The 21,314-nt window shown below is 66.4% G+C and carries 19 protein-coding genes and 1 tRNA gene; 2 read left to right on the forward strand and 18 right to left on the reverse strand.

Annotation, left to right across the window (positions count from 1 at the left end; genetic code table 11):
- Window positions 1–36: 36 nt before the first annotated feature.
- Entirely contained in the window at window positions 37–2,670 is a 2,634-nt protein-coding gene (gene polA / locus QFZ46_RS18180) for a DNA polymerase I (protein WP_307363749.1), read from the reverse strand.
- A gap of 84 nt (window positions 2,671–2,754) precedes the next feature.
- Between polA and QFZ46_RS18185 the strand changes: the two genes are divergently transcribed.
- Entirely contained in the window at window positions 2,755–3,141 is a 387-nt protein-coding gene (locus tag QFZ46_RS18185) for a hotdog fold thioesterase (RefSeq protein WP_307364666.1), read from the forward strand.
- Between the two features lie 8 nt (window positions 3,142–3,149).
- On the opposite strand, the gene QFZ46_RS18190 is transcribed toward QFZ46_RS18185, so the two are convergent.
- Entirely contained in the window at window positions 3,150–3,692 is a 543-nt protein-coding gene (locus QFZ46_RS18190; RefSeq protein ID WP_307363751.1) for a GNAT family N-acetyltransferase, read from the reverse strand.
- On the reverse strand, window positions 3,689–4,315 hold the full coding sequence (locus QFZ46_RS18195) for an ANTAR domain-containing response regulator (protein ID WP_033107049.1): 627 nt from the start codon (window positions 4,313–4,315) through the stop codon (window positions 3,689–3,691). Before QFZ46_RS18195 ends, QFZ46_RS18190 begins: the two co-directional genes overlap by 4 nt.
- Window positions 4,316–4,418: 103 nt before the next feature.
- On the opposite strand from QFZ46_RS18195, the gene QFZ46_RS18200 reads away from it, so the two are divergent.
- Window positions 4,419–4,501, forward strand: a tRNA-Leu gene (locus QFZ46_RS18200).
- A gap of 61 nt (window positions 4,502–4,562) precedes the next feature.
- Here QFZ46_RS18200 and pyk read toward each other — a convergent pair.
- The 15 genes from pyk to QFZ46_RS18275 all read right to left on the reverse strand — a co-directional run bounded on the left by pyk (window position 4,563) and on the right by QFZ46_RS18275 (window position 21,294).
- Entirely contained in the window at window positions 4,563–6,011 is a 1,449-nt protein-coding gene (gene pyk, locus QFZ46_RS18205) for a pyruvate kinase (RefSeq protein WP_307363753.1), read from the reverse strand.
- A gap of 58 nt (window positions 6,012–6,069) precedes the next feature.
- Window positions 6,070–7,536: a glutamate synthase subunit beta gene (locus QFZ46_RS18210; RefSeq protein ID WP_307363755.1), complete on the reverse strand. Its 1,467-nt coding sequence runs from the start codon at window positions 7,534–7,536 to the stop codon at window positions 6,070–6,072.
- Complete coding sequence (gene gltB, locus QFZ46_RS18215) at window positions 7,529–12,094, reverse strand: glutamate synthase large subunit (protein WP_307363758.1); 4,566 nt, start codon at window positions 12,092–12,094, stop codon at window positions 7,529–7,531. Before gltB ends, QFZ46_RS18210 begins: the two co-directional genes overlap by 8 nt.
- A gap of 89 nt (window positions 12,095–12,183) precedes the next feature.
- Entirely contained in the window at window positions 12,184–13,206 is a 1,023-nt protein-coding gene (gene lgt, locus QFZ46_RS18220) for a prolipoprotein diacylglyceryl transferase (protein WP_307363759.1), read from the reverse strand.
- A gap of 10 nt (window positions 13,207–13,216) precedes the next feature.
- The gene (gene trpA / locus QFZ46_RS18225; RefSeq protein ID WP_307363761.1) at window positions 13,217–14,020 is read right to left on the reverse strand and encodes a tryptophan synthase subunit alpha; all 804 of its coding nucleotides are present in this window, start codon (window positions 14,018–14,020) and stop codon (window positions 13,217–13,219) included.
- Entirely contained in the window at window positions 14,017–15,285 is a 1,269-nt protein-coding gene (gene trpB / locus QFZ46_RS18230; RefSeq protein WP_307363763.1) for a tryptophan synthase subunit beta, read from the reverse strand. The genes trpA and trpB overlap by 4 nt, the downstream gene beginning before the upstream one ends.
- The gene (gene trpC / locus QFZ46_RS18235; RefSeq protein WP_307364669.1) at window positions 15,282–16,058 is read right to left on the reverse strand and encodes an indole-3-glycerol phosphate synthase TrpC; all 777 of its coding nucleotides are present in this window, start codon (window positions 16,056–16,058) and stop codon (window positions 15,282–15,284) included. Before trpC ends, trpB begins: the two co-directional genes overlap by 4 nt.
- Before the next feature lie 2 nt (window positions 16,059–16,060).
- Entirely contained in the window at window positions 16,061–16,306 is a 246-nt protein-coding gene (locus QFZ46_RS18240) for an HGxxPAAW family protein (RefSeq protein WP_307363765.1), read from the reverse strand.
- Window positions 16,307–16,353: 47 nt separating this feature from the next.
- On the reverse strand, window positions 16,354–16,944 hold the full coding sequence (locus QFZ46_RS18245; protein ID WP_307363767.1) for a Trp biosynthesis-associated membrane protein: 591 nt from the start codon (window positions 16,942–16,944) through the stop codon (window positions 16,354–16,356).
- Window positions 16,941–17,315, reverse strand: coding sequence for a phosphoribosyl-AMP cyclohydrolase (gene hisI, locus QFZ46_RS18250; protein ID WP_307363769.1), 375 nt, complete (start codon window positions 17,313–17,315; stop codon window positions 16,941–16,943). The genes QFZ46_RS18245 and hisI overlap by 4 nt, the downstream gene beginning before the upstream one ends.
- Window positions 17,312–18,073, reverse strand: coding sequence for an imidazole glycerol phosphate synthase subunit HisF (gene hisF, locus QFZ46_RS18255; protein ID WP_307363771.1), 762 nt, complete (start codon window positions 18,071–18,073; stop codon window positions 17,312–17,314). Before hisF ends, hisI begins: the two co-directional genes overlap by 4 nt.
- Window positions 18,074–18,086: 13 nt before the next feature.
- Window positions 18,087–18,926, reverse strand: coding sequence for an ATP phosphoribosyltransferase (hisG, locus tag QFZ46_RS18260; protein WP_307363773.1), 840 nt, complete (start codon window positions 18,924–18,926; stop codon window positions 18,087–18,089).
- 37 nt (window positions 18,927–18,963) lie between these two features.
- Complete coding sequence (locus tag QFZ46_RS18265) at window positions 18,964–19,227, reverse strand: phosphoribosyl-ATP diphosphatase (RefSeq protein WP_307363775.1); 264 nt, start codon at window positions 19,225–19,227, stop codon at window positions 18,964–18,966.
- The gene (gene rpe, locus QFZ46_RS18270) at window positions 19,224–19,904 is read right to left on the reverse strand and encodes a ribulose-phosphate 3-epimerase (protein ID WP_307363777.1); all 681 of its coding nucleotides are present in this window, start codon (window positions 19,902–19,904) and stop codon (window positions 19,224–19,226) included. Before rpe ends, QFZ46_RS18265 begins: the two co-directional genes overlap by 4 nt.
- Window positions 19,905–19,908: 4 nt before the next feature.
- Window positions 19,909–21,294: an RsmB/NOP family class I SAM-dependent RNA methyltransferase gene (locus tag QFZ46_RS18275; protein WP_307363779.1), complete on the reverse strand. Its 1,386-nt coding sequence runs from the start codon at window positions 21,292–21,294 to the stop codon at window positions 19,909–19,911.
- Window positions 21,295–21,314: the final 20 nt, after the last annotated feature.

Consider the following 21,314-nt stretch of genomic DNA (forward strand, 5'->3'; position numbering starts at 1 on the left):
GCGCCGCGGCCGACCGTAGGGTCTCCGCAGACGCACTCAGTGCGCGGCTTCGTTCCAGTCGTGCCCGCGCCCCACCTGGACGTCGAGCGGCACGGACAGATCTGCGGCATCAGCCATTCGAGTGCGAACGATCTTCTCTGTGACGTCCCACTCCCCTGGAGCGACCTCGACCACGAGTTCGTCATGAATCTGCAGCAGCACGCGAGAGCGCAAGCCTTCCGCGCGCAGATCGGCATGGATCTCGTACACGGCGATCTTCATGATGTCGGCTGCACTGCCCTGGATCGGAGCGTTGAGCGCTGCCCGCTCCGCGTTCTCACGCAGCACGCGGTTGGGGCTCGTGAGGTCGGGGAACGGACGTCTGCGGCCGAAGATCGTCTCGGTGTAACCGACCTCTTTCGCCTTCACCACGGACGCACGAAGATAGTCGCGCACAGCGCCGAACCGCGCGAAGTACTCCAGCATCAGCTTCTTGGCTTCGGACTGCTCGATCCGCAGCTGCTTGGACAGGCCGAATGCGGACAGACCGTACACAAGGCCGTACGACATCGCCTTGACCTTCGTGCGCATGGCCGAAGTGACTTCGGACGGCTCGACGCCGAAGACGCGCGCTCCGACGAAGCGGTGAAGATCTTCCCCGCTGTTGAACGCCTCGATCAGGCCTTCGTCGCCGGAGAGGTGCGCCATGATGCGCATCTCGATCTGCGAGTAGTCGGCGGTCAACAACGTCTCGTACCCTTCGCCCACTTCGAACGCGCTGCGGATGCGGCGGGATTCTTCGGTGCGCACCGGGATGTTCTGCAGATTCGGGTCTGTACTGGAAAGGCGGCCGGTCTGACTGCCGGTCTGCACGTAGGTCGTGTGGATGCGGTGATCATCACGGATCGCCGTGTCCAACGACTCGATGATCTGCCGAAGCTTGGTCGCCTCGCGATGCTGCAGCAGCAGATCGAGGAACGGATGCGGATTGCTCTCCTGCAGGTCTGCGAGCACGGCGGCATCGGTCGAGTACCCGGTCTTGGTCTTGCGGGTCTTCGGCAGCTGCAGGTCTTCGAAGAGCACTTCCTGGAGCTGTTTCGGCGAGCCGAGGTTGAACTCGCGTCCGACGAGCGCGAACGCGTCGGTGGCGAGGCCGTCGGTTCGAGCGGCGAGCTCGCCGGAGAACGTGGAGAGCACGTCGTGCGACACAGCCACGCCCGCGATCTCCATGTCGGCAAGCGCGAGCAGCGTGGGCAACTCGATGTCTGTGAGCACAGTCGCGACCGACTCGGGCACATCATCGCGCAGCGCTGCCGCGGCGCGCAGCGTGAACCAGGCCTCCTGTGAGGGCGTCGCACCGTCGGTCTCCGGTACGAGCTGAGTCGGATCGGCCACGGGGAGTCTCTCGTCGAGGTAACGATCGACAAGGTGCGCGAGCGTCTTGTCCGGGAAGCTCGGACGCAGCAGCCAACCGGCGAGGAGCGTGTCGTACTCCAGACCACCGAGGCGGATGCCGGCGCGCAGCAGAGCCTTCACCTGCGGCTTCGCGTCGTTGAGCACCTTGGCCGAGTCTGATTCGAGCCAGGAACGGAGTGCGTCGGCCGTGGCTTCGCTCCAATCGGTTTCGCGAAGTTCTGTCATGCTCGCGACGCCGATGCGCGATATCTCGCCACCACCCGTCACGAGAGTCACAGCCAGCTCTTCGCTCTGATCTGTGAGCCATTGCGCGAGCTCGGAGACGGATGACTCGATCGGCGCGGGCATGGCGACCGCCGGCTCATCGTGCACGGATTCATCGCTGGCGCCGACCGCATCGAACACGCGCGGCAGCAGAGTGCGGAACTCCAGGCGAGCGAAGATGTCGCGCACGGCCTGCGCGTCGATCGGCGCTGTGGCGAGGTCGGCCGGTGCCACCGGGAGCTCGACGTCGGTGAGCAGACGATTGAGCCGGCGATTGCGTCGGACATCTTCCACGTGCTCTCTCAGGTTGCCGCCGACGACGCCCTTGATCTCCTCTGCGCGTTCCAGCAGCTCGTCCAGGCTGCCGAACTGCGTGAGCCACTTGACAGCCGTCTTCTCGCCCACTTTCGGGACACCCGGCAGATTGTCGCTCGTCTCTCCGACGAGAGCAGCGATGTCGGGGTACTGCTCGGGGCGCACACCGTATCGCTCGTGCACCGTCGCGGGGTCATAGCGCTTGAGCTGCGAGACGCCCTGGACGGACGGGTAGAGCAGCGTGACCTTGTCGTTGACGAGCTGGATCGTGTCGCGGTCGCCCGAGACGAGAAGCACGTCGTAGCCCTGCTCGGCCCCCTGCACGGAGAGCGTCGCGAGAATGTCATCCGCCTCGATGCCCTCCTTGGTGAGGACGGGTATCGACATGGCCGCGAGGACGTCTTGCAGCAGCGGGACCTGCCCTCGGAACTCCTGCGGGGACTCGGATCTGGTGGCCTTGTACTCGGGGTATTGGTCGGTGCGGAACGAGTGCCGCGACGTGTCGAATGCGATCGCCATGTGCGTCGGCTGCTCTGCTTTGATCAGGTTCACGAGCATCGACAGGAACCCGTAGATGGCGTTCGTGTGCTGGTTGTCCTTCGTCGTGAAGTTCTCGACCGGCAGGGCGAAGAAGGCACGATAGGCGAGCGAGTGGCCGTCGACGACCATGAGGGTAGGCTTTGCGGAGTCCGTCACCCTGTCAGCCTAACGAGGACGACGGACACGCGCTGAGGAGGACACGTGAGCGACACCACCCTGACACCCGGACTGCGGTGGATCATGGAACGCGGAATGGGCACGCTGGCGGAGCGGATGGGCATCGAGTTCACCGAATTCACCGTCGAACGCAGTGTCGCGACGATGCCGGTGGAGGGGAACACCCAGCCGGTCGGTCTCCTGCACGGCGGCGCCTACGTCGTGCTCGGAGAGTCGCTCGGTTCGATGGCCGCCAACCTGCATGCCGGGCCCGGTCGGTTGGCCGTCGGCGTCGACATCAACGCCACGCACACGCGATCCGCCACCTCGGGCGTCGTGACCGGCGTGTGCACGCCGATCCATCTCGGCCGCAGCGTGACCGTCCACGAGATCGCCGTGTCGGATGAACAGGGCCGTCGTTGCTCGACGATCCGCATCACGAACATGATCAAGGACCTGCCGGAGAACTGAGCCCGGTCTCAGCGGTCCGAGAGGATCCGCTGGAAGAGCAGGTGGTCCTGCCACTCCCCCGCGATCCGCAGGTATTTCGGTGCCATTCCGAACTGTTCGAAGCCGTTGCGCAGCAGCACGCGCTGCGATGCGTTGTTGTCGAGCAGTGTGCTCGCCTGAAGGCGGTGCAGTCCGAGCTCGGCGCGGGCGTACTCGATCAGAATCGCCACGACGCGGCTCATCACGCCACGACCTGCCAGCGACGCGTCGACCCAATAGCCGAGATCGGCGCTGTGGAACGCGCCCCTGACGATGTTGTTGATATTGGCGACGCCCACGATACGACCGTCTTCATGAGCGAGTACGAACCGCGCCGCGCGGCCGTCTGCGTGATCGCGCAGGAACTGCGTCACGAGTCCGTTGTGCCACTCGACGGTGTAGAAGCTCTCGTCGCGAATCGGATCCCAGCGGGCGAGATGTGCGCGGTTGGCGTCGTACGCAGCGGCGTACGACGCAGCATCGCCGTGATCGACCAGGCGAAGGCGGATGCCGTCGCCGAGGTCGAAAGTCACTTCTTGGGTGCCAGCTGCTCGATGATCGCCTTGGCGACGTCCTGCATCGTCAGACGGCGGTCCATGGACGCCTTCTGGATCCAGCGGAACGCCTCGGGCTCGCTGAGGCCCATCTTCTCGTTGAGCAGGCCCTTGGCGCGGTCGACGAGCTTGCGGGTCTCGAAGCGCTCGACCATGTCGGCGACCTCGGCCTCGAGCGTGATGATCTGCTCGTGGCGGGCGAGAGCGATCTCGATAGCAGGGAGAAGGTCGTTCGGAGTGAACGGCTTGACCACGTACGCCAGGGCGCCGGCCTCGCTCGCGCGCTCGACGAGTTCCTTCTGGCTGAAGGCGGTGAGGAGCACGACAGGAGCGATGTTGCCCTTGTGCAGCTTCTCTGCGGCGCTGATGCCATCGAGCTGAGGCATCTTGACGTCCATGATCACGAGGTCGGGACGCAGCTCGGTCGCCAAGGCGACAGCAGTCTCGCCGTCACCGGCCTCTCCGACGACGTCGAAGCCGTTGTCGCGGAGGATCTCGACGATGTCGAGGCGGATCAGCGATTCGTCCTCGGCGACGACGACACGTCGCGGGGCGGATGCCGTGGGCTGCTCAGCCGGTTCTGCCTGTTCTTGCTCAGTCACGTATCCATTGTAGTGGAGTGGATCCGAGCAACAGTCCCAGGAACCCGCCGGGTGGGACAAGCGAGCCGTATTCCTGCGCTAAAGTCGTAGACGCAACACGCGAGCCGGCGTGGCGGAATGGTAGACGCGGAGCACTCAAAATGCTTTGTTCGAAAGGACGTGCGGGTTCGAGTCCCGCCGCCGGCACAGCAGCGGATACGCCGAAAAGGGGCGAGGTTCTCACCTCGCCCCTTTCTCGTGCCACGTCTCAGACGACGGCTTTGTAGATAGGCGCCGCACCGTTCACGGCATCCCCGACCTTGTGGACGCGGATGTCGTTCGTGGAGCCGACGATCCCGGGAGGGGAACCGGAGATCACGACGACCTTGTCCCCTTCCTTCGCGAGCTCGTTCTTCAGCAGGTACTCGTCGACCTGCAGGAACATCAGGTCGGTGTGCTGCACGTTCTCGACCAGCTTGGAGCGGATGCCCCAGGTCAGTGCCATGCGACGACGGATGCTGGGTTCCGGCGTGAACGCGATCATCGGAATGCGCGAGCGCAGGCGTGAGAGGCGACGAGCGGAGTCACCGGACTGGGTGAACACGCACAGGAACTTCGCCTCGACGAAGTCTGCGACCTCGAGAGCGGCGAGGGTGATGGCGCCACCCTGCGTGCGCGGCTTGGCCGTGAGCGGCGCGATGCGCTCCAGTCCGTGCTCCTCGGTCGACTCGACGATGCGCGCCATGGTCTCGACGACCACGATGGGGTACTCCCCCACGCTCGTCTCCCCCGACAGCATCACGGCGTCGGCGCCGTCGAGGACGGCGTTCGCGACGTCAGAGGTCTCGGCACGCGTCGGCACGGGGCTGGAGATCATGGACTCGAGCATCTGCGTCGCGACGATGACCGGCTTGGCGTTGCGACGGGCGAGCTCGACCGCGCGCTTCTGCACGATCGGCACTGCTTCGAGCGGGAGCTCCACACCCAGGTCACCACGGGCGACCATGATGCCGTCGAATGCGTCGACGATCTCCTCGAGATTGTCGACGGCCTGCGGCTTCTCGATCTTCGCGATGACAGGGACCTTGACGCTCTCTTCGGCCATGATCTCATGCACGCGCTCGACGTCGGATGCATCGCGCACGAACGACAACGCGATGAGGTCGGCGCCGATCTGCAGGCCCCATCGGAGGTCTGCTTCGTCCTTCTCGCTGAGCGCGGGGACGTTCACGGCGACACCGGGAAGGTTGATGCCCTTGTTGTTCGACACCGCGCCGGCGACGATCACACGGGTGGTGACGACCGTCCCGTCTGTCTCCACGACCTCGACGCGGACCTTGCCGTCATCGATGAGGAGGAAGTCGCCGGGCTTGACGTCCTGCGGCAGACCCTTGAAGGTCGTGCCGCAGATCTCCCGGTTGCCGATGATGTCTTCAGTGGTGATCTTGAAGATATCGCCGGCAGCGAGCTCGTAAGGGCCCGCCTCGAACTTGCCGAGACGGATCTTCGGGCCCTGCAGGTCGACGAGGATGGCGACGGCCTTACCTGCGTCATCCGCAGCGCGGCGGACGTTGGCGTAGTTTGCATCATGGACGGAATAGTCACCGTGGCTGAGGTTCAGCCGGGCGACGTCGACCCCCGCTTCGATGATGGCTCGGACGTTCTCGTAACTCGAGGTGGCCGGGCCCAGCGTGGCGACGATTTTCGCGCGTCTCAACAGAATCTCCAGGGTGAGAGTGGGGGGGAACAGAACTGGCGACGGTGCCTCAGCCAGACTACGCGGGCTGGAGGCCGATCGCGACATCCGTGGGGCGTACCGGTGCGGGGAGCACTGTCTCTCCCATCAGGAACCGATCCACACCCGCGGCCGCTGCGCGGCCCTCTGCGATCGCCCACACGATGAGCGACTGCCCGCGGCCGGCATCGCCGGCGACGAAGACGCCGGGGACGGTGGTCTCGTACGAGTCATCGCGCTGGAACGCACCACGGTCGGTGGCCTGCGGACGCATGTCCTCGGTGAAGCCATCCTGCTCGGGACCGGTGAAGCCCATCGCGATCAGCACGAGGTCAGCCGGGATCTCCCGCTCGGTGCCGCTCTTGGGAACACGACGTCCGTCCACGTACTCGGTCTCGGCCACACGCAGGGCGCGCACCTCACCGGCGTCGTTCGAGAGGAACTCCACGGTCGACGCAAGGAAGTGGCGCTCACCGCCCTCCTCGTGCGCGGAAGAGACCTCGAAGACCGTGGGCATCATCGGCCAGGGCTGATGCTCCGGTCGATCGGTGCCGGGCTGCACACCGATCGCGAGATTCGTCACGCTCAGTGCGCCCTGACGGTGCGCCGTGCCGATGCAGTCCGCGCCGGTGTCGCCGCCACCGATGACGATGACATGCTTGCCCGCTGCGCTGATCTGGTTGTGCACGACGTCGCCGGCGACCGCGTGGTTCGACTCGACGAGGTACTCCATGGCGAAGTGCACGCCGTCCAGGTCGCGTCCGGGGATCGTCAGGTCACGCGGCACGGTCGAGCCGGTGGCGATCACCACCGCGTCATAGCGCGCTCTGAGATCGGCCCAGCTGATGTCCTTGCCGATCTCGACGCCGGCGCGGAAGCGTGTGCCCTCCTCCTGCATCTGGCGAAGACGAGACTCGACGTGGCTCTTCTCCATCTTGAAGTCTGGGATGCCGTAACGCAGCAGTCCGCCGATCCGGTCGTCGCGCTCGAACACGGCGACGGTGTGTCCGGCGCGCGTGAGCTGCTGCGCGGCGGCGAGTCCGGCCGGACCGGAGCCGACGACGGCCACCGTCTTGCCGGTGAGGCGCTCAGGAGGCTGCGGTTCGACCCAGCCGTTGGAGAAGGCCTCGTCGATGATCGAGACCTCGACCTGCTTGATCGTCACTGCGGGCTGGTTGATCCCCAGTACGCACGAGCTCTCGCAGGGGGCGGGGCACAGCCGTCCGGTGAACTCCGGGAAGTTGTTCGTGGCGTGCAGGCGCTCGATCGCCGAGCGATCCTCACCACGCCACGTCAGATCGTTCCACTCCGGGATGAGGTTGCCGAGCGGGCAGCCCTGATGGCAGAACGGCACACCGCAATCCATGCAGCGTCCGGCCTGGCGGCGCAGCACCGCCTTGTCTCCCGGCTCATAGACCTCTTTCCAGTCCATGATGCGCACGGGAACGGGACGGCGAGCAGGCAGCTCCCGCTCCGTCACTTTCATGAAGCCCTTGGGGTCAGCCACCGGTCACCTCCAGGATCCGGCTCCAGACGACGTCGCCATCCGGGTCGAGCCCGTCTGCCTCTGCCTCCTGACGCATTGTCTGCACCGCGGCGAAGTCGCGCGGCAGTACTTTCACGAACTCGGATGCGACGGTGTCGAAGTCTTCCAGCATCCCGCTCGCAAGCGGAGACGCCGTGCGCTCCACATGCTCGACGAGCAGGCTGCGCAGCACCTCGAGATCGGCACGATCCAGCTTCTCCAACCGCAGTTCGCCGCTCTCGCGCGATTGCAGGTTGACCTTCTCAGTGGAGAGCGCGTGCACATAGGCGACACCACCGGACATGCCGGCGCCGAGATTGCGGCCGGTCGAACCGAGGATCACCGCGAGTCCACCCGTCATGTACTCGAGAGCGTGGTCACCCACCCCCTCCACGACTGCGGTCGCACCGGAGTTGCGCACCAGGAACCGCTCGCCGACGACGCCGGAGATGAACATGGTGCCGGATGTCGCGCCGTAGCCGATCACGTTTCCGGCGATGACGTTCTCGTGCGGAGCGATGGTCGAGCCACGCGCGGGACGGATGGTGATGTCGCCACCGGAAAGGCCCTTGCCCACGTAGTCGTTCGCGTCGCCCTCGAGGCGCAACACGATTCCGGACGGCAGGAATGCCCCGAGTGACTGGCCCGCCGTGCCATGCAGGGTGACGTCGATCGTCTCGCGCGCCAGACCGGCCTCGCCGAAGCGCGCGGTGACCTCGTGACCGAGCATCGTGCCGACGGCCCGCTCTGTGTTGCGGATGGGCAGTTCCACGATGGTGGGTGCCATGTCGTTGAGCGTGTTCTGAGCCATCTCGATCAGCGGCACGTCGAAGTGCTTGTCGAGTTCGTGCTGCTGCTCACGACCGCTGCGGCGCGGCTCGGATGCCGGGAAGACGGGCCCCTCCAGCACGGGCGAGAGGTCGAGTCCGTCGGTCTTCCAATGCTCGATGGCGGCATTCGCCTCGATCAGGTCGGCCCGGCCGATGACCTCGTCCAGCGTGCGGAAGCCGAGTTCTGCGAGAATCTCACGCACTTCCTCGGCGATGAACTCCATGAAGTTGACGACGAACTCCGGCTTGCCGGTGAAACGCTCACGCAGTGCGGGGTTCTGCGTCGCGACGCCGACCGGACAGGTGTCCAGATGGCAGACGCGCATCATGATGCACCCGCTGACGACCAGCGGGGCCGTCGCGAAGCCGAACTCCTCGGCGCCGAGCAGGGCGCCGATGATCACGTCACGACCGGTCTTGAGCTGCCCGTCGACCTGCACCACGACCCGATCGCGCATGCCGTTGAGCATGAGCGTCTGCTGCGTCTCGGCAAGGCCGAGCTCCCAGGGGGTGCCGGCGTGCTTGAGCGAGTTCAGCGGGCTGGCGCCGGTTCCGCCATCGTGGCCTGAGACCAGGATGACGTCGCTGAGCGCCTTGGCGACACCTGCGGAGACCGCGCCGATGCCGGATTGGCTGACGAGCTTCGTGTGGATGCGGGCGGAAGGGTTCGCGCGCTTGAGATCGAAGATGAGCTGCTTGAGGTCTTCGATCGAGTAGATGTCGTGATGGGGCGGCGGGGAAATCAGCCCGACCCCGGCCGTCGCGTGGCGAGTGCGCGCAACCCACGGATAGACCTTGGTCGGCGGCAGCTGGCCGCCCTCCCCCGGCTTCGCACCTTGCGCGAGCTTGATCTGGATGTCGTCCGACTCGGTGAGGTAGAGGCTCGTCACACCGAAACGGCCGGAGGCGACCTGCTTGATCGCACTGCGGCGCTCAGGATCGAGCAGGCGATCCACGTCTTCGCCGCCCTCACCCGTGTTCGATTTGGCACCGATGCTGTTCATCGCGATCGCCAGCGTCTCGTGCGCTTCACGGGAGATGGAGCCGTAGCTCATGGCCCCGGTCGAGAAGCGCTTCACGATCGCACTCACCGGCTCGACCTCGTCGAGCGGGACGGGTTTGCGCCCCGCACGCAGCGTGAAGAGGCCGCGCAGCGTCTTCAACTCGGCGGCCTGATCATCGACGAGCTTCGTGTACTCGCGGAAGATGTCGTAGCGACGATTGCGCGTCGAATGCTGCAGGCGGAACACGGTCTCCGGGTTGAAGAGGTGCGGGGAACCGTCGCGCCGCCACTGGTACTCGCCACCCGTCCAGAGGCGCTCGTGGGCGCGAGCCGCGGCGTCCTCGGGGTAGGCGTAGTCGTGCCGCGCCTGATTCTCGGCGAAGACGTCCTCGATGTCGATGCCGCCGAGTTTGGTCTCTGTGCCAGTGAAGTACGCGTCGATCAGCTTCTGGCTGAGACCGACAGCCTCGAACACCTGCGCGCCCGCATATGACGAGACGGTCGAGATGCCCATCTTCGACATGATCTTGAGCACGCCCTTGCCGAGCGCGTAGATCAGGTTCTTGACCGCCTTCTCCGGCGTGATGCCGGTGATGAAGCCCGTGCGCACGAGGTGCTCGACGGTCTCCATCGCGAGGTACGGGTTCACTGCGGAGGCGCCGTAACCGATCAGCGTCGCGACGTGATGAACCTCACGGACGTCGCCGGCTTCGACGATCAGACCAACCTTCATGCGGTTCTCGCGCCGGATCAGGTGGTGATGGATCGCCGACACCATGAGCAGTGAAGGGATCGGGACGAGATCCTTGTTGGAATCGCGATCCGACAGGATGATGAACTCCGCGCCGGCTGTGATGGCCTCATCGACCTCGGCGCACATCTCCTCGAGGCGCTCCTGCATCGTGTGCGCGCCGGCATCGAAGTGGTACAGGCCGCGGATGGTCACGGACGAGCGCCCTTCGAGCGCCTTGTCGATGTGACGGATCTTTGCGAGTTCGTCGTTGTCGATCACCGGGAAATCGAGCGTCACCGTGCGCGTGTGATCAGGTCCCCAGCTGAGCAGGTTGCCCTCCGGCCCCAGGCCGGACTTCAGGCTGGTGACGACTTCCTCGCGGATCGAATCCAGCGGCGGGTTCGTCACCTGGGCGAACTGCTGCGTGAAGTAGTCGAAGAGCAGACGCGGGCGCTCGCTGAGCACCGCGATCGGAGTGTCGGATCCCATCGCGCCGAGTGGCTCGACGCCGTTCTGCCCCATAGGGGTCAGCAGGATGCGCACTTCCTCCTCGGTGTACCCGAAGGTGCGCTGGCGGCGCGTGATGGATGCCGGCGGGTGCACGATGTGCTCACGCTCAGGCAGCTCGGCCAGGCGGACGGCGCCGTCGTCCAGCCACTGCTGCCACGGGTGCAGGGCGGCGAGATCGCGCTTGATCTCATCATCCTCGACGATGCGACCTGCCGATGTGTCGACGAGGAACATCTTGCCTGGCTGGAGGCGGCCGCGGCGCTTGATGCGCTCGGGGGCGAACTCGAGCACGCCGGTCTCGGAGCCGATGACGACCAGTCCGTCGGTGGTCTCGGTCCAGCGCCCTGGACGCAGTCCGTTGCGGTCCAACGTCGCACCGACGAGTGTGCCGTCGGTGAAGATGAGTGCGGCGGGGCCATCCCACGGCTCCATCTGGTTCGAGTGGTACTCGTAGAACGCACGCAGGTCAGGCGCGATGTCGGTCTGCTTCTCGTACGCCTCCGGCACCATCATCATGATGGCGTGCGGCAGGCTGCGGCCGGTCAGCGTGAGCAGCTCGAGCACCTCGTCGAATGAGGCGGAGTCGCTCGCACCCGGTGTGCAGATCGGAAGCAGCGGACGTACGTCGCCGAGCAGCTCCGATTCGAGCTGCGACTGCCGCGCACGCATCCAGTTGCGGTTTCCGCCGACGGTGTTGATCTCGCCGTTGTGGGCCAGCATCCGCAACGGCTGAGCGAGCGGCCAGGACGGGAACGTATTGGTCGAGTACCGGGAGTGGACGACGGCGAGCTCGGATGTGAATCGCTCGTCCTGCAGGTCGGGGTAGAACGGCTCGAGCTGCAGGGTCGTGACCATGCCCTTGTAACCGAGTGTGCGGCTGGACAGGGAGACGAAGTACGCGCCGATCTCGTGACCTGCGCGCTTGCGAAGCCGGTACGCCACCCGATCCAGCGCGATACCGGAAAGGGCCTCCTGGTCGGGGGCGGACGCGACGAAGAGCTGCTCGAACGCGGGACGCGCCTCGTCGGCCAGCTTGCCGAGATTCTCGTTGGCTGTGGGCACGACCCGCCAGCCGAGTACCCTGAGGCCCTCTTCGCGGGCGATCTTCTCGACGCCGGCCTTCTGCGTGCGGCGCTCAGTGGCCTGCAGCGGGAGGAATGCGAGCCCGGCGGCGTAGTAGCCGGCATCGGGCAGTTCGAATGCGGTGACTTCACGCAGGAACTCGTCTGGCATCTGGGTGAGGATGCCCGCGCCGTCTCCGGTGCCGGCATCCGAGCCGATCGCACCGCGGTGCTCAAGGTTTCGCAGGGCTTCGAGCGCCAGCTGGATGATGTCGTGTCCGGCTGTGCCCCGCAGGGTCGCGACCATCGCCAGGCCGCAGGCATCCTTCTCGAATGCCGGGTTGTACATGCCCTGCTTCGGGGGGTAAGCCCCGGAGGCGCCGTACGGAGGCTGGAAGTACATCGGTTACCGTCCTCAGGTAATCAAGTGACACCGGGGACGACGTCGGCCCGCTCGTTCAATGCAGTGGTTTCCTCACTCGACGAGGATGCTTATCGGGAGCTGTCCTCGCTCGCGGGAGCAGTGCTTGTGGCTGTGGCTCCGGCGGTGACTTCAACCGGAGGCTCGCTCACGTCGACGAAGTCATCGATACTGTCCTGCGATACTACATCAGCATCGACGTCCTTCCGGGCGCGCCCAGGTGCGTAGGGCCCTGCTTCGGTGCCCGTGTGCCTGCGCGTCTGGACGAACAGGATCACGATGCCGACCACGACACCGAGGATCGATGCCCAGACGTTGCTGCGCAGCCCGAGGATGATCTCGCTCGGGTCGATCCGGATCGACTCCCAGAGCACGCGACCGGCGCTGTACCAGATGAGGTACACGGCGAAGAGCTTGCCCCACTGCAGCTGCAGACGACGGCCGATCCACAGCAGGAAGAGCACGCCGAGACCGTTCCAGATGACCTCGTAGAGGAACGTCGGGTGGAAGAGCGTCCCCTCAGCGAGTCCTGGAGGGAACGCGACGTTGTCCGGCTCGATCTCCAGCCCCCACGGCAGATCGGTCGGCAGACCGAAGAGTTCGTGGTTGAACCAGTTGCCGAAGCGGCCCATCGCCTGAGCCAGCAGAAGTCCTGGTGCGAGGGCGTCTGCGAAGGTCCAGAAGCGGATGCCGGTCCATCTGCAGCCGAGGTACGCCCCGACGGCGCCGCCGAGGAGCGCTCCGAAGATCGCGATGCCGCCCTCCCAGATCGCCCACACGGAGCCTGGTTCGAAGGGGTTCCAGGTGTTCTTGCCCTCGCCGAAGTAGAAGTTCGGGTGCGTGAGCACGTGGAAGATGCGTGCACCGATGATCGCGAGCGGCACGGCGAGGATCGCGATGTCGATCACGACCCATGGCTCAGCCCCGCGCTTGGTGAGACGGTGGTTCGTCAGCAGCGTCGCGGCGATGATGCCGGCGATGATGCAGAGCGCGTAGAAGTGGATCCGCAGCGGCCCGAGATCGATGTAGCTGACCGGAGGGCTCGGGATGCTGGTGAGCACGCCGCTGAAGGCGGTGTGAAGCGCGAGGGACATGAGTGCGATTCTAGTTCTCGTGTGAGGGGACTGCGGACGGCGTGCCAGCAGCGAGGGATTTTGTGACGGCGGCGAGGGCGTCGAGGCCCCCATCGCGGAGAGCGCGCACGAGTGCGGTGCCGACGATGGCGCCGTCGGCGTACTCGATGATGCCGGCGATCTGATCGGCGGTGGATATGCCGATTCCTACGCAGGCGCGGAGCGCGCCGTGATCGCGAAGGCGTGAGACGAGAATGCGCGCAGCCTTGTCGAGCTCGGCCCGCTCGCCCGTGATGCCCATCGTGGAGACCGTGTAGATGAAACCGGTTGACGACTTGACGACCAGATCGAGGCGTTCATCCGTCGAGGTGGGGGCGGCGAGGAAGATGCGATCGAGACCTGTGCGCTTGCTGGCGGCGATCCATTCCTCGGCGGCATCGGGCGTGATGTCGGGTGTGATGAGACCCGCACCGCCCGCGGCGAGCAGGTCGTCGGCGTAGCGGTCGACGCCGTACTGCATCACGGGGTTCCAGTACGTCATGACGACGACGGGGACGTCGGTGGCCGCCGAGATCTCCCGTACCGCCGTGAAGAGGTCCCGCATGCGGAATCCGGCGGCGAGGGCGGCCTGGGTGGCTTCCTGGATGACCAGACCGTCCATCACCGGGTCGCTGTACGGCGGGCCGAGCTCGATGACGTCCACACCGTTCTCGGCGAGCGTGATCGCTGCTCGGATGCTGGTCTGAAGATCGGGGAAACCCACCGGCAGATAGCCGATGAATGCGCCGCGTCCGGCGTCGTGCGCCTTCTGGATGGCGGCTTCGACGCGGCTCATCGTGCTGTCCCCGCATCCGCTGCAGCCTGTGTCACAGCATCCTTGTCCGCGGCGTCCCGCTCGGCCGCCTCGCGATCGTAGAGGTCGAAATACCGTGCGGCGGTGTCCATGTCCTTGTCACCGCGACCGGAGAGGCACACCGCGAGGATGGCATCAGGGCCGAGTTCCCGGCCGATGCGCAGAGCGCCGGCGAGGGCGTGCGCCGACTCGATCGCGGGAATGATGCCCTCGGTGCGGCTCAGCAGGCGCAGCGCCTGCATCGCTTCGTCGTCCGTCGCAGGGATGTAGTGCGCGCGGCCGATGTCGGCGAGCCAGGAGTGCTCCGGTCCGACACCCGGATAGTCGAGTCCGGCCGAGATCGAATGCGATTCGACGGTCTGGCCGTCTTCGTCCTGCAGGACATAGGTCTTCGCACCGTGCAGAACGCCCGGTCGACCGCGCGCGATCGACGCCGCGTGCTTCTCGGTGTCAACGCCGTCGCCGGCGGCCTCCACACCGTACAGCTTCACATCTGCGTCATCGAGGAACGCATCGAACATGCCGATCGCGTTGGAGCCTCCGCCGACGCATGCGATGACCGCATCGGGAAGCCGGCCCGTCTCATCGAGCAACTGCTGACGCGCTTCTTCGCCGATGATCTTCTGGAAGTCGCGCACCATCGCCGGGAACGGATGAGGGCCGGCGGCTGTACCGAAGATGTAGTTGGTGGTCTCGACCGTGGCGACCCAGTCGCGGTACGCATCGTTGATCGCGTCCTTCAGAGTGCGCGACCCCGTGGTGACCGGAACGACCTCGGCGCCGAGAAGCCGCATACGGGCGACATTCAGCGCCTGACGTTCGGTGTCGACCTCGCCCATGTAGATGGTGCAGTCCAGGCCGAACAATGCGGCGGCGGTCGCGGTCGCGACGCCGTGCTGACCGGCTCCGGTCTCCGCGATGACCCTCGTCTTGCCCAGTCGCTTGGTGAGCAGGGCCTGGCCGAGAACATTGTTGATCTTGTGGCTGCCGGTGTGGTTGAGGTCTTCGCGCTTGAGGAAGACTCGCGCTCCCCCGGCGTGCTCGGCGAACCGCTGCACCTCGGTGAGCGCGGAAGGCCGACCGGCGTAGGAGCTGAGCAGTCCCGCGAGTTCCGCGCGGAACTCCGGGTCGGCGATCGCCTGCTCGTACGCCACCGTGAGCTCATCGATCGCGGCGATCAGCGATTCCGGCATGTAACGCCCACCGAATTCGCCGAAGAACGGCCCCGGCTGCTCGCGCAGGCTCACTCGCCCACCTCCAGAAAGCTCTTCAGTGTTGCGACTGGGTCGCCGGTGACGAGCGCTTCGCCGATCAGCACGACGTCGGCGCCCGCCGAGCGGTAGTGCTCGACGTCGGCCGGGGTGAGCACAGCGGATTCGGCGATCTTCACGGCATCGGCCGGGATGCGATCGACCAGACGGCTGAAGAGATCGCGGTCGAGTTCGAGGGTCTTCAGATCGCGTGCGTTCACGCCGATCAGAGGTGCCCCGAGATCGATCGCCGCCTCCAGCTCGTCTGCCGAGTGGGTCTCGACGAGCGGAGTCATTCCGAGTTCGTTGATGAGTGCGAACAGGTCGTGCAGAACCTTCGGTTCGAGGCCGGCGACGATCAGAAGGGCGAGATCGGCTCCGGCGGCGCGCGCCTCGAGCACCTGGTAGGGCGTCGCTATGAAGTCCTTGCGCAGTACCGGAAGCGTGACGCGGGCGGTGACGGCCTCTAGATCGGCGAGGCTTCCGCCGAATCGCCGCTCCTCGGTGAGCACGCTGATCGCCGACGCACCGCCGGTCTCGTAGAGTGCCGCCTGATGCGCCGGATCGGGGATGTCGGCGAGGGCGCCACGCGACGGACTCGCTCGCTTGACTTCGGCGATGATCTTCACGCGCGCAGCGGGAGCGAGCGCGGCACGCGCGTCCTTGGCTGCAGGGCGCGCAAGAGCGGCCTTCTCGACCTCAGCGAGCGGTCGCGACTGGGCACGGCGTTCGGCGTCTGCGACTGCGCCGGCCGTCAGGTCGGCGAGCACCATTAGTGGCCCTTCGGTGCGTACTTAGGGCCCTTCACGCCGTAACCGGCCTTGGTGAGGATCCAGCCGAGGAGCAGACCTACGACGATGATGCCGACCGAGACCCACAGGATGGGGGTCCAGATCGGGCTGAACTCCGCGAGGCAGAAAGCCACGGTGCCCAGCGTGAAGCCGAACAACATGACCACCACAGCGGTCCAGGCAGCAGGCGAGTGTCCGTGGCCGGGGTCAGCGATCGGGTTGGTCATGGTCTCCTCCGAAGCGGTCGTGGGAATGCAGAGTCAGTCTACCGGGGTCACCGGGTCGGATCCGTGCCACGCGACAGGTCATCCCAGGAATCGATCGCATCGACCGGGCCTTCTGCCTCGTCGTGTTCGGCCACGTCGGTCCGGTAACGCCGGCCACTGCTCTTCCAATGATTGGCCGTCAGGATCGTGAACACGGCTGCCACGATGAGCAGCACCCAACCGATCAGCGCCAGTACCGGCCAGAACGTGGGGGTGACGGAGGCGATCACGTCGGTCACGGCGGTACCGCCGGCAAGCCCTGTGGTCTCGGTCACCGTCGCAGCGACCGCCGAGACCGGCGCGGTGAACACGATCTCAGCAGTCCACCAGGTCAGCACGACGCCCGCCAGCAGCGCCAGTGTCGCGAACACGTAGCGAAGCGTGCGGCCGACGAGGGCGAGAGCGGCTCCGAGAGCCAGCATGGCGAGGCTCAGAGGGGCGAGCAGTGCGAGCGCATCCGCTCCGGGCACGAGGATCGGTTCCCCCGCATCCGCACGCACCACGCTCAGCCAGGTCTGCGTGGACGAGATGATGCCGACGGCTCCCGCGAGGAGGAACGCGACGACGGCGGTGCTGCGTCCGCGGCGGAGGAACTTCATTCGGCGTCTGACTCCGGCACGGCCAGGCCGTCCACGGCTTCCAGATCGGCAGCATCGAAGCAGGTGCGTGTGCCGGTGTGGCAAGCGGGGCCGGTCTGATCGACGAGCAGCAGTATCGCGTCGCCGTCGCAGTCCAGGCGCGCCTCGTGGATGCGCTGGATGTTGCCCGATGTGTCGCCCTTGCGCCAGTACTCCTGACGTGAGCGCGACCAGTAGGTTGTGCGACCCGTTGTGAGCGTGCGGCGAAGCGCCTCGGCATCCAGCCAGGCGAGCATCAGCACCTCGCGGGTGTCCCACTGCTGCACGATGGCGGGGGTCAGCCCGTCAGAATTCCACGCAACTTGCGCGATTCGCGTCTCCAGATCCGTCATCGCACCAGAACCCCTTCTGCACGCATCGCGTCTTTGACTTCTCCGACGGTGAGCGCTCCCGAGTGGAAGACGCTGGCGGCGAGAACGGCATCCGCACCCGCCTGGATCGCAGGTGCGAAATCGGTCACCGCTCCGGCTCCGCCGGAGGCGATCACCGGCACGGAGGAGACCTCGCGCATCAGGCGGACGAGTTCCAGATCGAACCCGTCGTGCGTGCCGTCGGCATCGATGGAGTTGACGAGAAGCTCACCGGCTCCGCGTTCGATGGCTTCACGTGCCCATTCCAGAGCATCCAGTGACGTCTGGGTACGCCCACCGTGCGTGGTGACGACGAATCCGGATGCCGTCGTGGGCGCGCGCTTGACGTCGAGCGAGAGCACCAGCACCTGGGCGCCGAAACGATCCGCGATCTCACCGATCAGCTCGGGCCTGGCGATCGCGGCGGAGTTCACACCCACTTTGTCCGCCCCTACGCCCTGCAGGCGTGCGACATCCTCGACGCTTCGCACTCCCCCGCCGACCGTCAGCGGCACGAACACCTGCTCCGCCGTGCGCTGCACGACCTCGTAGGTGGTGGCGCGCGCATCGACTGTCGCCGTGACGTCCAGGAAGGTGATCTCATCCGCACCTTGAGCGGCGTAGTGCGCGGCCAGTTCGACCGGGTCGCCCATATCGCGGAGATTCTCGAAGTTCACGCCCTTGACGACGCGACCGGCGGCGACATCGAGGCACGGGATGACGCGACTCGTGAGAGTCATCTGAGTCCCCCGATCACAATCTCGCGGCGTGGATGGCCGTGACGAGCAGCGCGCGTGCACCGATCGCATAGAGGTCGTCCATCACCTGGTTGATGCCCGTGCGCGGCAGCATGACCCGGACGGCGACCCACTTCGGGTCCTGCAACGGCGAGATGGTCGGCGATTCGCGACCGGACGCGATCGCCGTCGCCTTCTCGATCAGTTCGACGGGAAGGTCGTAGTCGAGCAGCACGTAACGGCGTGCCACGATGACCCCGCGGAGGCGGCGCAGCAGGCGCTCGGTGCCATCGGCGTCGCCAGGACGGCTGATGAGCACGGCCTCGGACTCGATGATGACCGGGCCGAAGATCTCGAGCCCTGCCTGACGCAGGGTGGTGCCGGTCTCGACGACGTCAGCGATGGCATCGGCGACGCCCAGCTGCACAGCGGATTCCACCGCGCCGTCCAGCGGCACCAGCGTCGCCTCGACGCCGTGCTCGCGCAGGAACGCGTCGACGAGTTGCGGATACGCCGACGCGACTCGCACGCCTGCGAGGTCCTGGATCGTGCTGTAACGGCCGGCGGGAGCCGCGAAGCGGAATGTAGATCGGGCGAACCCGAGCGCCTGCACCTCCCTGGCCTGCTCAGGGGCATCGCGCAGCAGATCACGGCCGGTGATGCCCACGTCGAGGGCGCCGGATGCCACGTAGGTGGCGATGTCGCGAGGTCGGAGGAAGAAGAACTCGACGTCGTTCTGGGCGTCGATCACGTGCAGGGTCTTGGAGTCTCGACGGCCGGCGTAACCGGCTTCGGCGAGCATCTCGGCGGCGGTCTCGGAGAGCGAGCCCTTGTTCGGAACAGCAATGCGCAGCATGGGGAGCTTTCAGATCAGAGGAAGGGGACGGTGCGCATCAGAGATGTCGGTACACGTCCTCGAGGCTGAGCCCCTTCGCGATCATCATCACCTGCACGTGATACAGCAGCTGGGAGATCTCCTCAGCCGCTGCGACGTCTGACTCGTATTCGGAGGCCATCCAGACTTCTGCGGCCTCCTCCACGATCTTCTTGCCGATCGTGTGCACACCGCCGTCGAGTTCAGCGACGGTGCCGGATCCGGCAGGGCGGGTCTCGGCCTTGACGCTGAGCTCAGCGAACAGCTCGTCGAAAGTCTTCACGCTTCAAGGCTAGCGGCTCGCGCGCGCTCTCGAAGCCCGGTGATCGCCGCCTCGATGTCTGCCGCGCCGTATACGGCGGATCCGGCCACGAACGTGTCAGCGCCTGCTTCCGCGGCCTGGGCGATCGTGTCATCGGTGATCCCGCCGTCGACCTGGAACCAGACGTCGGATCCGCGGCGCGCGGCCTCGTCCGCGAGCGCACGGAGCTTCGGCATGGTCTCGGCCATGAAGCTCTGCCCGCCGAAGCCGGGCTCGACGGTCATCACGAGGATCTGATCGAATTCGTCGAACAGTTCATAGAGGCTCTCGCCGCCTGTGCCGGGCTTGAGCGCGACACCGGCACGTGCGCCGATCGATCGCAGCCGGCGTGCGAGGGCAACGGGCTCGGCCGCCGCCTCGAGATGGAACGTGACGCTCGCGGCGCCGATCTCGGCGTACTCGGGTGCCCAGCGATCGGGGTCGGTGATCATCAGGTGCACGTCGAGCGGGATCGGACTCGTCGCCTGGATGCGCTCGACCATCTGCGGCCCGAAGGTGAGGTTCGGCACGAAGTGGTTGTCCATGATGTCGACGTGCGCGAAATCCGCTGCGGCGATGCGAGCGAGGCCCGCCTGCATGTTGACGAAGTCGGCCGCGAGGACGCTGGGGTTGATTCGGGGAGCTGCAGGAAGACTCATCCGGTCATTCTCCTGTCTCTGTGTCGTTGATGGTTCTGGAGGTGTCTGTGCGCTGAAGCAGCGCGAGGAACATGGCGTCGGTGCCGTGGCGATGCGGCCACAACTGCACGCGGCCGCTCCCGTCCGAGGCGAGATCGATCGGGCTCTGCGCCACATGGGAGAGCACGGCCCCGGCATCGAGTTCGACCACGTCCTCGCGCGCGCACAGCACCTCGCTCACCACGCCGGACGTCTCGGCCAGATGCGGCGAGCAGGTGACGTAGGCGACGATGCCTCCCGGTGCGAGTGCATCGAGCGCACCGGCGAGCAGCTGCTCCTGCAACGGGACCAGTTCAGCGACGTCGGCCGGGGTCTTGCGCCAGCGCGCCTCCGGCCGTCTGCGCAGGGCTCCGAGACCGGTGCACGGTGCATCGACGAGGATGCGGTCGTAGCGCCCTGGGTTGGCAGCGGTGAGCCCTCGCCCGTCCTCCTCGTGCACCGTGACGTCCACCGGCACCGACTTCAGCGCATTCCGCACCAGGCGCGCACGCGTCGGCACGACCTCGTTCGCCTCCAGGGTCACGTCGTGCTGCCGGGCGATCGCGGCGAGCAGCGCCGTCTTGCCGCCGGGACCGGCGCAGAGATCGAGCCACTGCTCCCCCGCTCTGATCGGGGCGGCGCCGGCGAGTGCGAGTGCGACCAGCTGCGAGCCCTCGTCCTGCACGCGGACCGTGCCACCCGATGCCGCGATGATCGTGTGCGGATCACCGCCCGGGGAGCCGAAAGCGGTGGTCGCATAGGGTCTGGCGGGAAGACCGCGCTCGGCCAGACCTGGCAGCGCGACCAGCGTCACCTCGGGCGAGACATTGTCTGCCTCGAGGAGCGCCTCCAGCTCGTCTTCGCGGTTCTCGGACGCAAGGGCGCGGCGCAGCGCGCGGATGATCCAGACCGGATGCGCTGTGCGCAGTCCGAGGCGTTCATCATCCGAGCGGGCTTCGCGCTCGATGCGCTCCTGCCATTCCCCCGGGGTGTCGCGCGAGATGCGTCGGAGCACGGCATTCGTGAAACCGGATGGGCCTCTTCCGAGCTCCGCGGCGACGAGGTTCACCGACTCGTTGACGGCCGCGTGCGACGCGACACGCGTGGCGAGCAGTTGATGCGTCGCCAGGCGCAGCGCATCCAGCACCGCCTCGTCGATGTCGTCGATCGGACGACCGGCTGCTGACGCGATGATGGCGTCGTAGGTGCCGCGACGGCGAAGCGTCCCGTATGCCAGCTCCGTGGCAAGAGCGGCATCCTGCGGGTTCAGCGCCGCCTCTGCGATCGCGGACGGCAGCAGCAGGTTCGCGTACGCGTCGGATCCGCTCACTGCTCGCAGGACGTCGTACGCGACGCGACGGGCCGGCTGCACGCCTCTCGTCTGCCGGGTCG

This window comes from Microbacterium murale, assembly GCF_030815955.1.
In the GTDB taxonomy this organism is placed as follows: Bacteria; Actinomycetota; Actinomycetes; order Actinomycetales; family Microbacteriaceae; genus Microbacterium; species Microbacterium murale_A.

What these genes read in the sequence shown, in the direction of transcription:
- QFZ46_RS18185 (WP_307364666.1), top strand. Translation starts at nt 2,755, where the DNA reads ATGGAACGCGGAATGGGCACGCTGGCGGAGCGGATGGGCATCGAGTTC.
- gltB (WP_307363758.1), bottom strand. Translation starts at nt 12,094, where the DNA reads ATGTACTTCCAGCCTCCGTACGGCGCCTCCGGGGCTTACCCCCCGAAG.
- lgt (WP_307363759.1), bottom strand. Translation starts at nt 13,206, where the DNA reads ATGTCCCTCGCGCTTCACACCGCCTTCAGCGGCGTGCTCACCAGCATC.
- trpA (WP_307363761.1), bottom strand. Translation starts at nt 14,020, where the DNA reads ATGAGCCGCGTCGAAGCCGCCATCCAGAAGGCGCACGACGCCGGACGC.
- QFZ46_RS18240 (WP_307363765.1), bottom strand. Translation starts at nt 16,306, where the DNA reads ATGACCAACCCGATCGCTGACCCCGGCCACGGACACTCGCCTGCTGCC.
- QFZ46_RS18245 (WP_307363767.1), bottom strand. Translation starts at nt 16,944, where the DNA reads ATGAAGTTCCTCCGCCGCGGACGCAGCACCGCCGTCGTCGCGTTCCTC.
- hisI (WP_307363769.1), bottom strand. Translation starts at nt 17,315, where the DNA reads ATGACGGATCTGGAGACGCGAATCGCGCAAGTTGCGTGGAATTCTGAC.
- hisF (WP_307363771.1), bottom strand. Translation starts at nt 18,073, where the DNA reads ATGACTCTCACGAGTCGCGTCATCCCGTGCCTCGATGTCGCCGCCGGT.
- hisG (WP_307363773.1), bottom strand. Translation starts at nt 18,926, where the DNA reads ATGCTGCGCATTGCTGTTCCGAACAAGGGCTCGCTCTCCGAGACCGCC.
- rpe (WP_307363777.1), bottom strand. Translation starts at nt 19,904, where the DNA reads ATGAGTCTTCCTGCAGCTCCCCGAATCAACCCCAGCGTCCTCGCGGCC.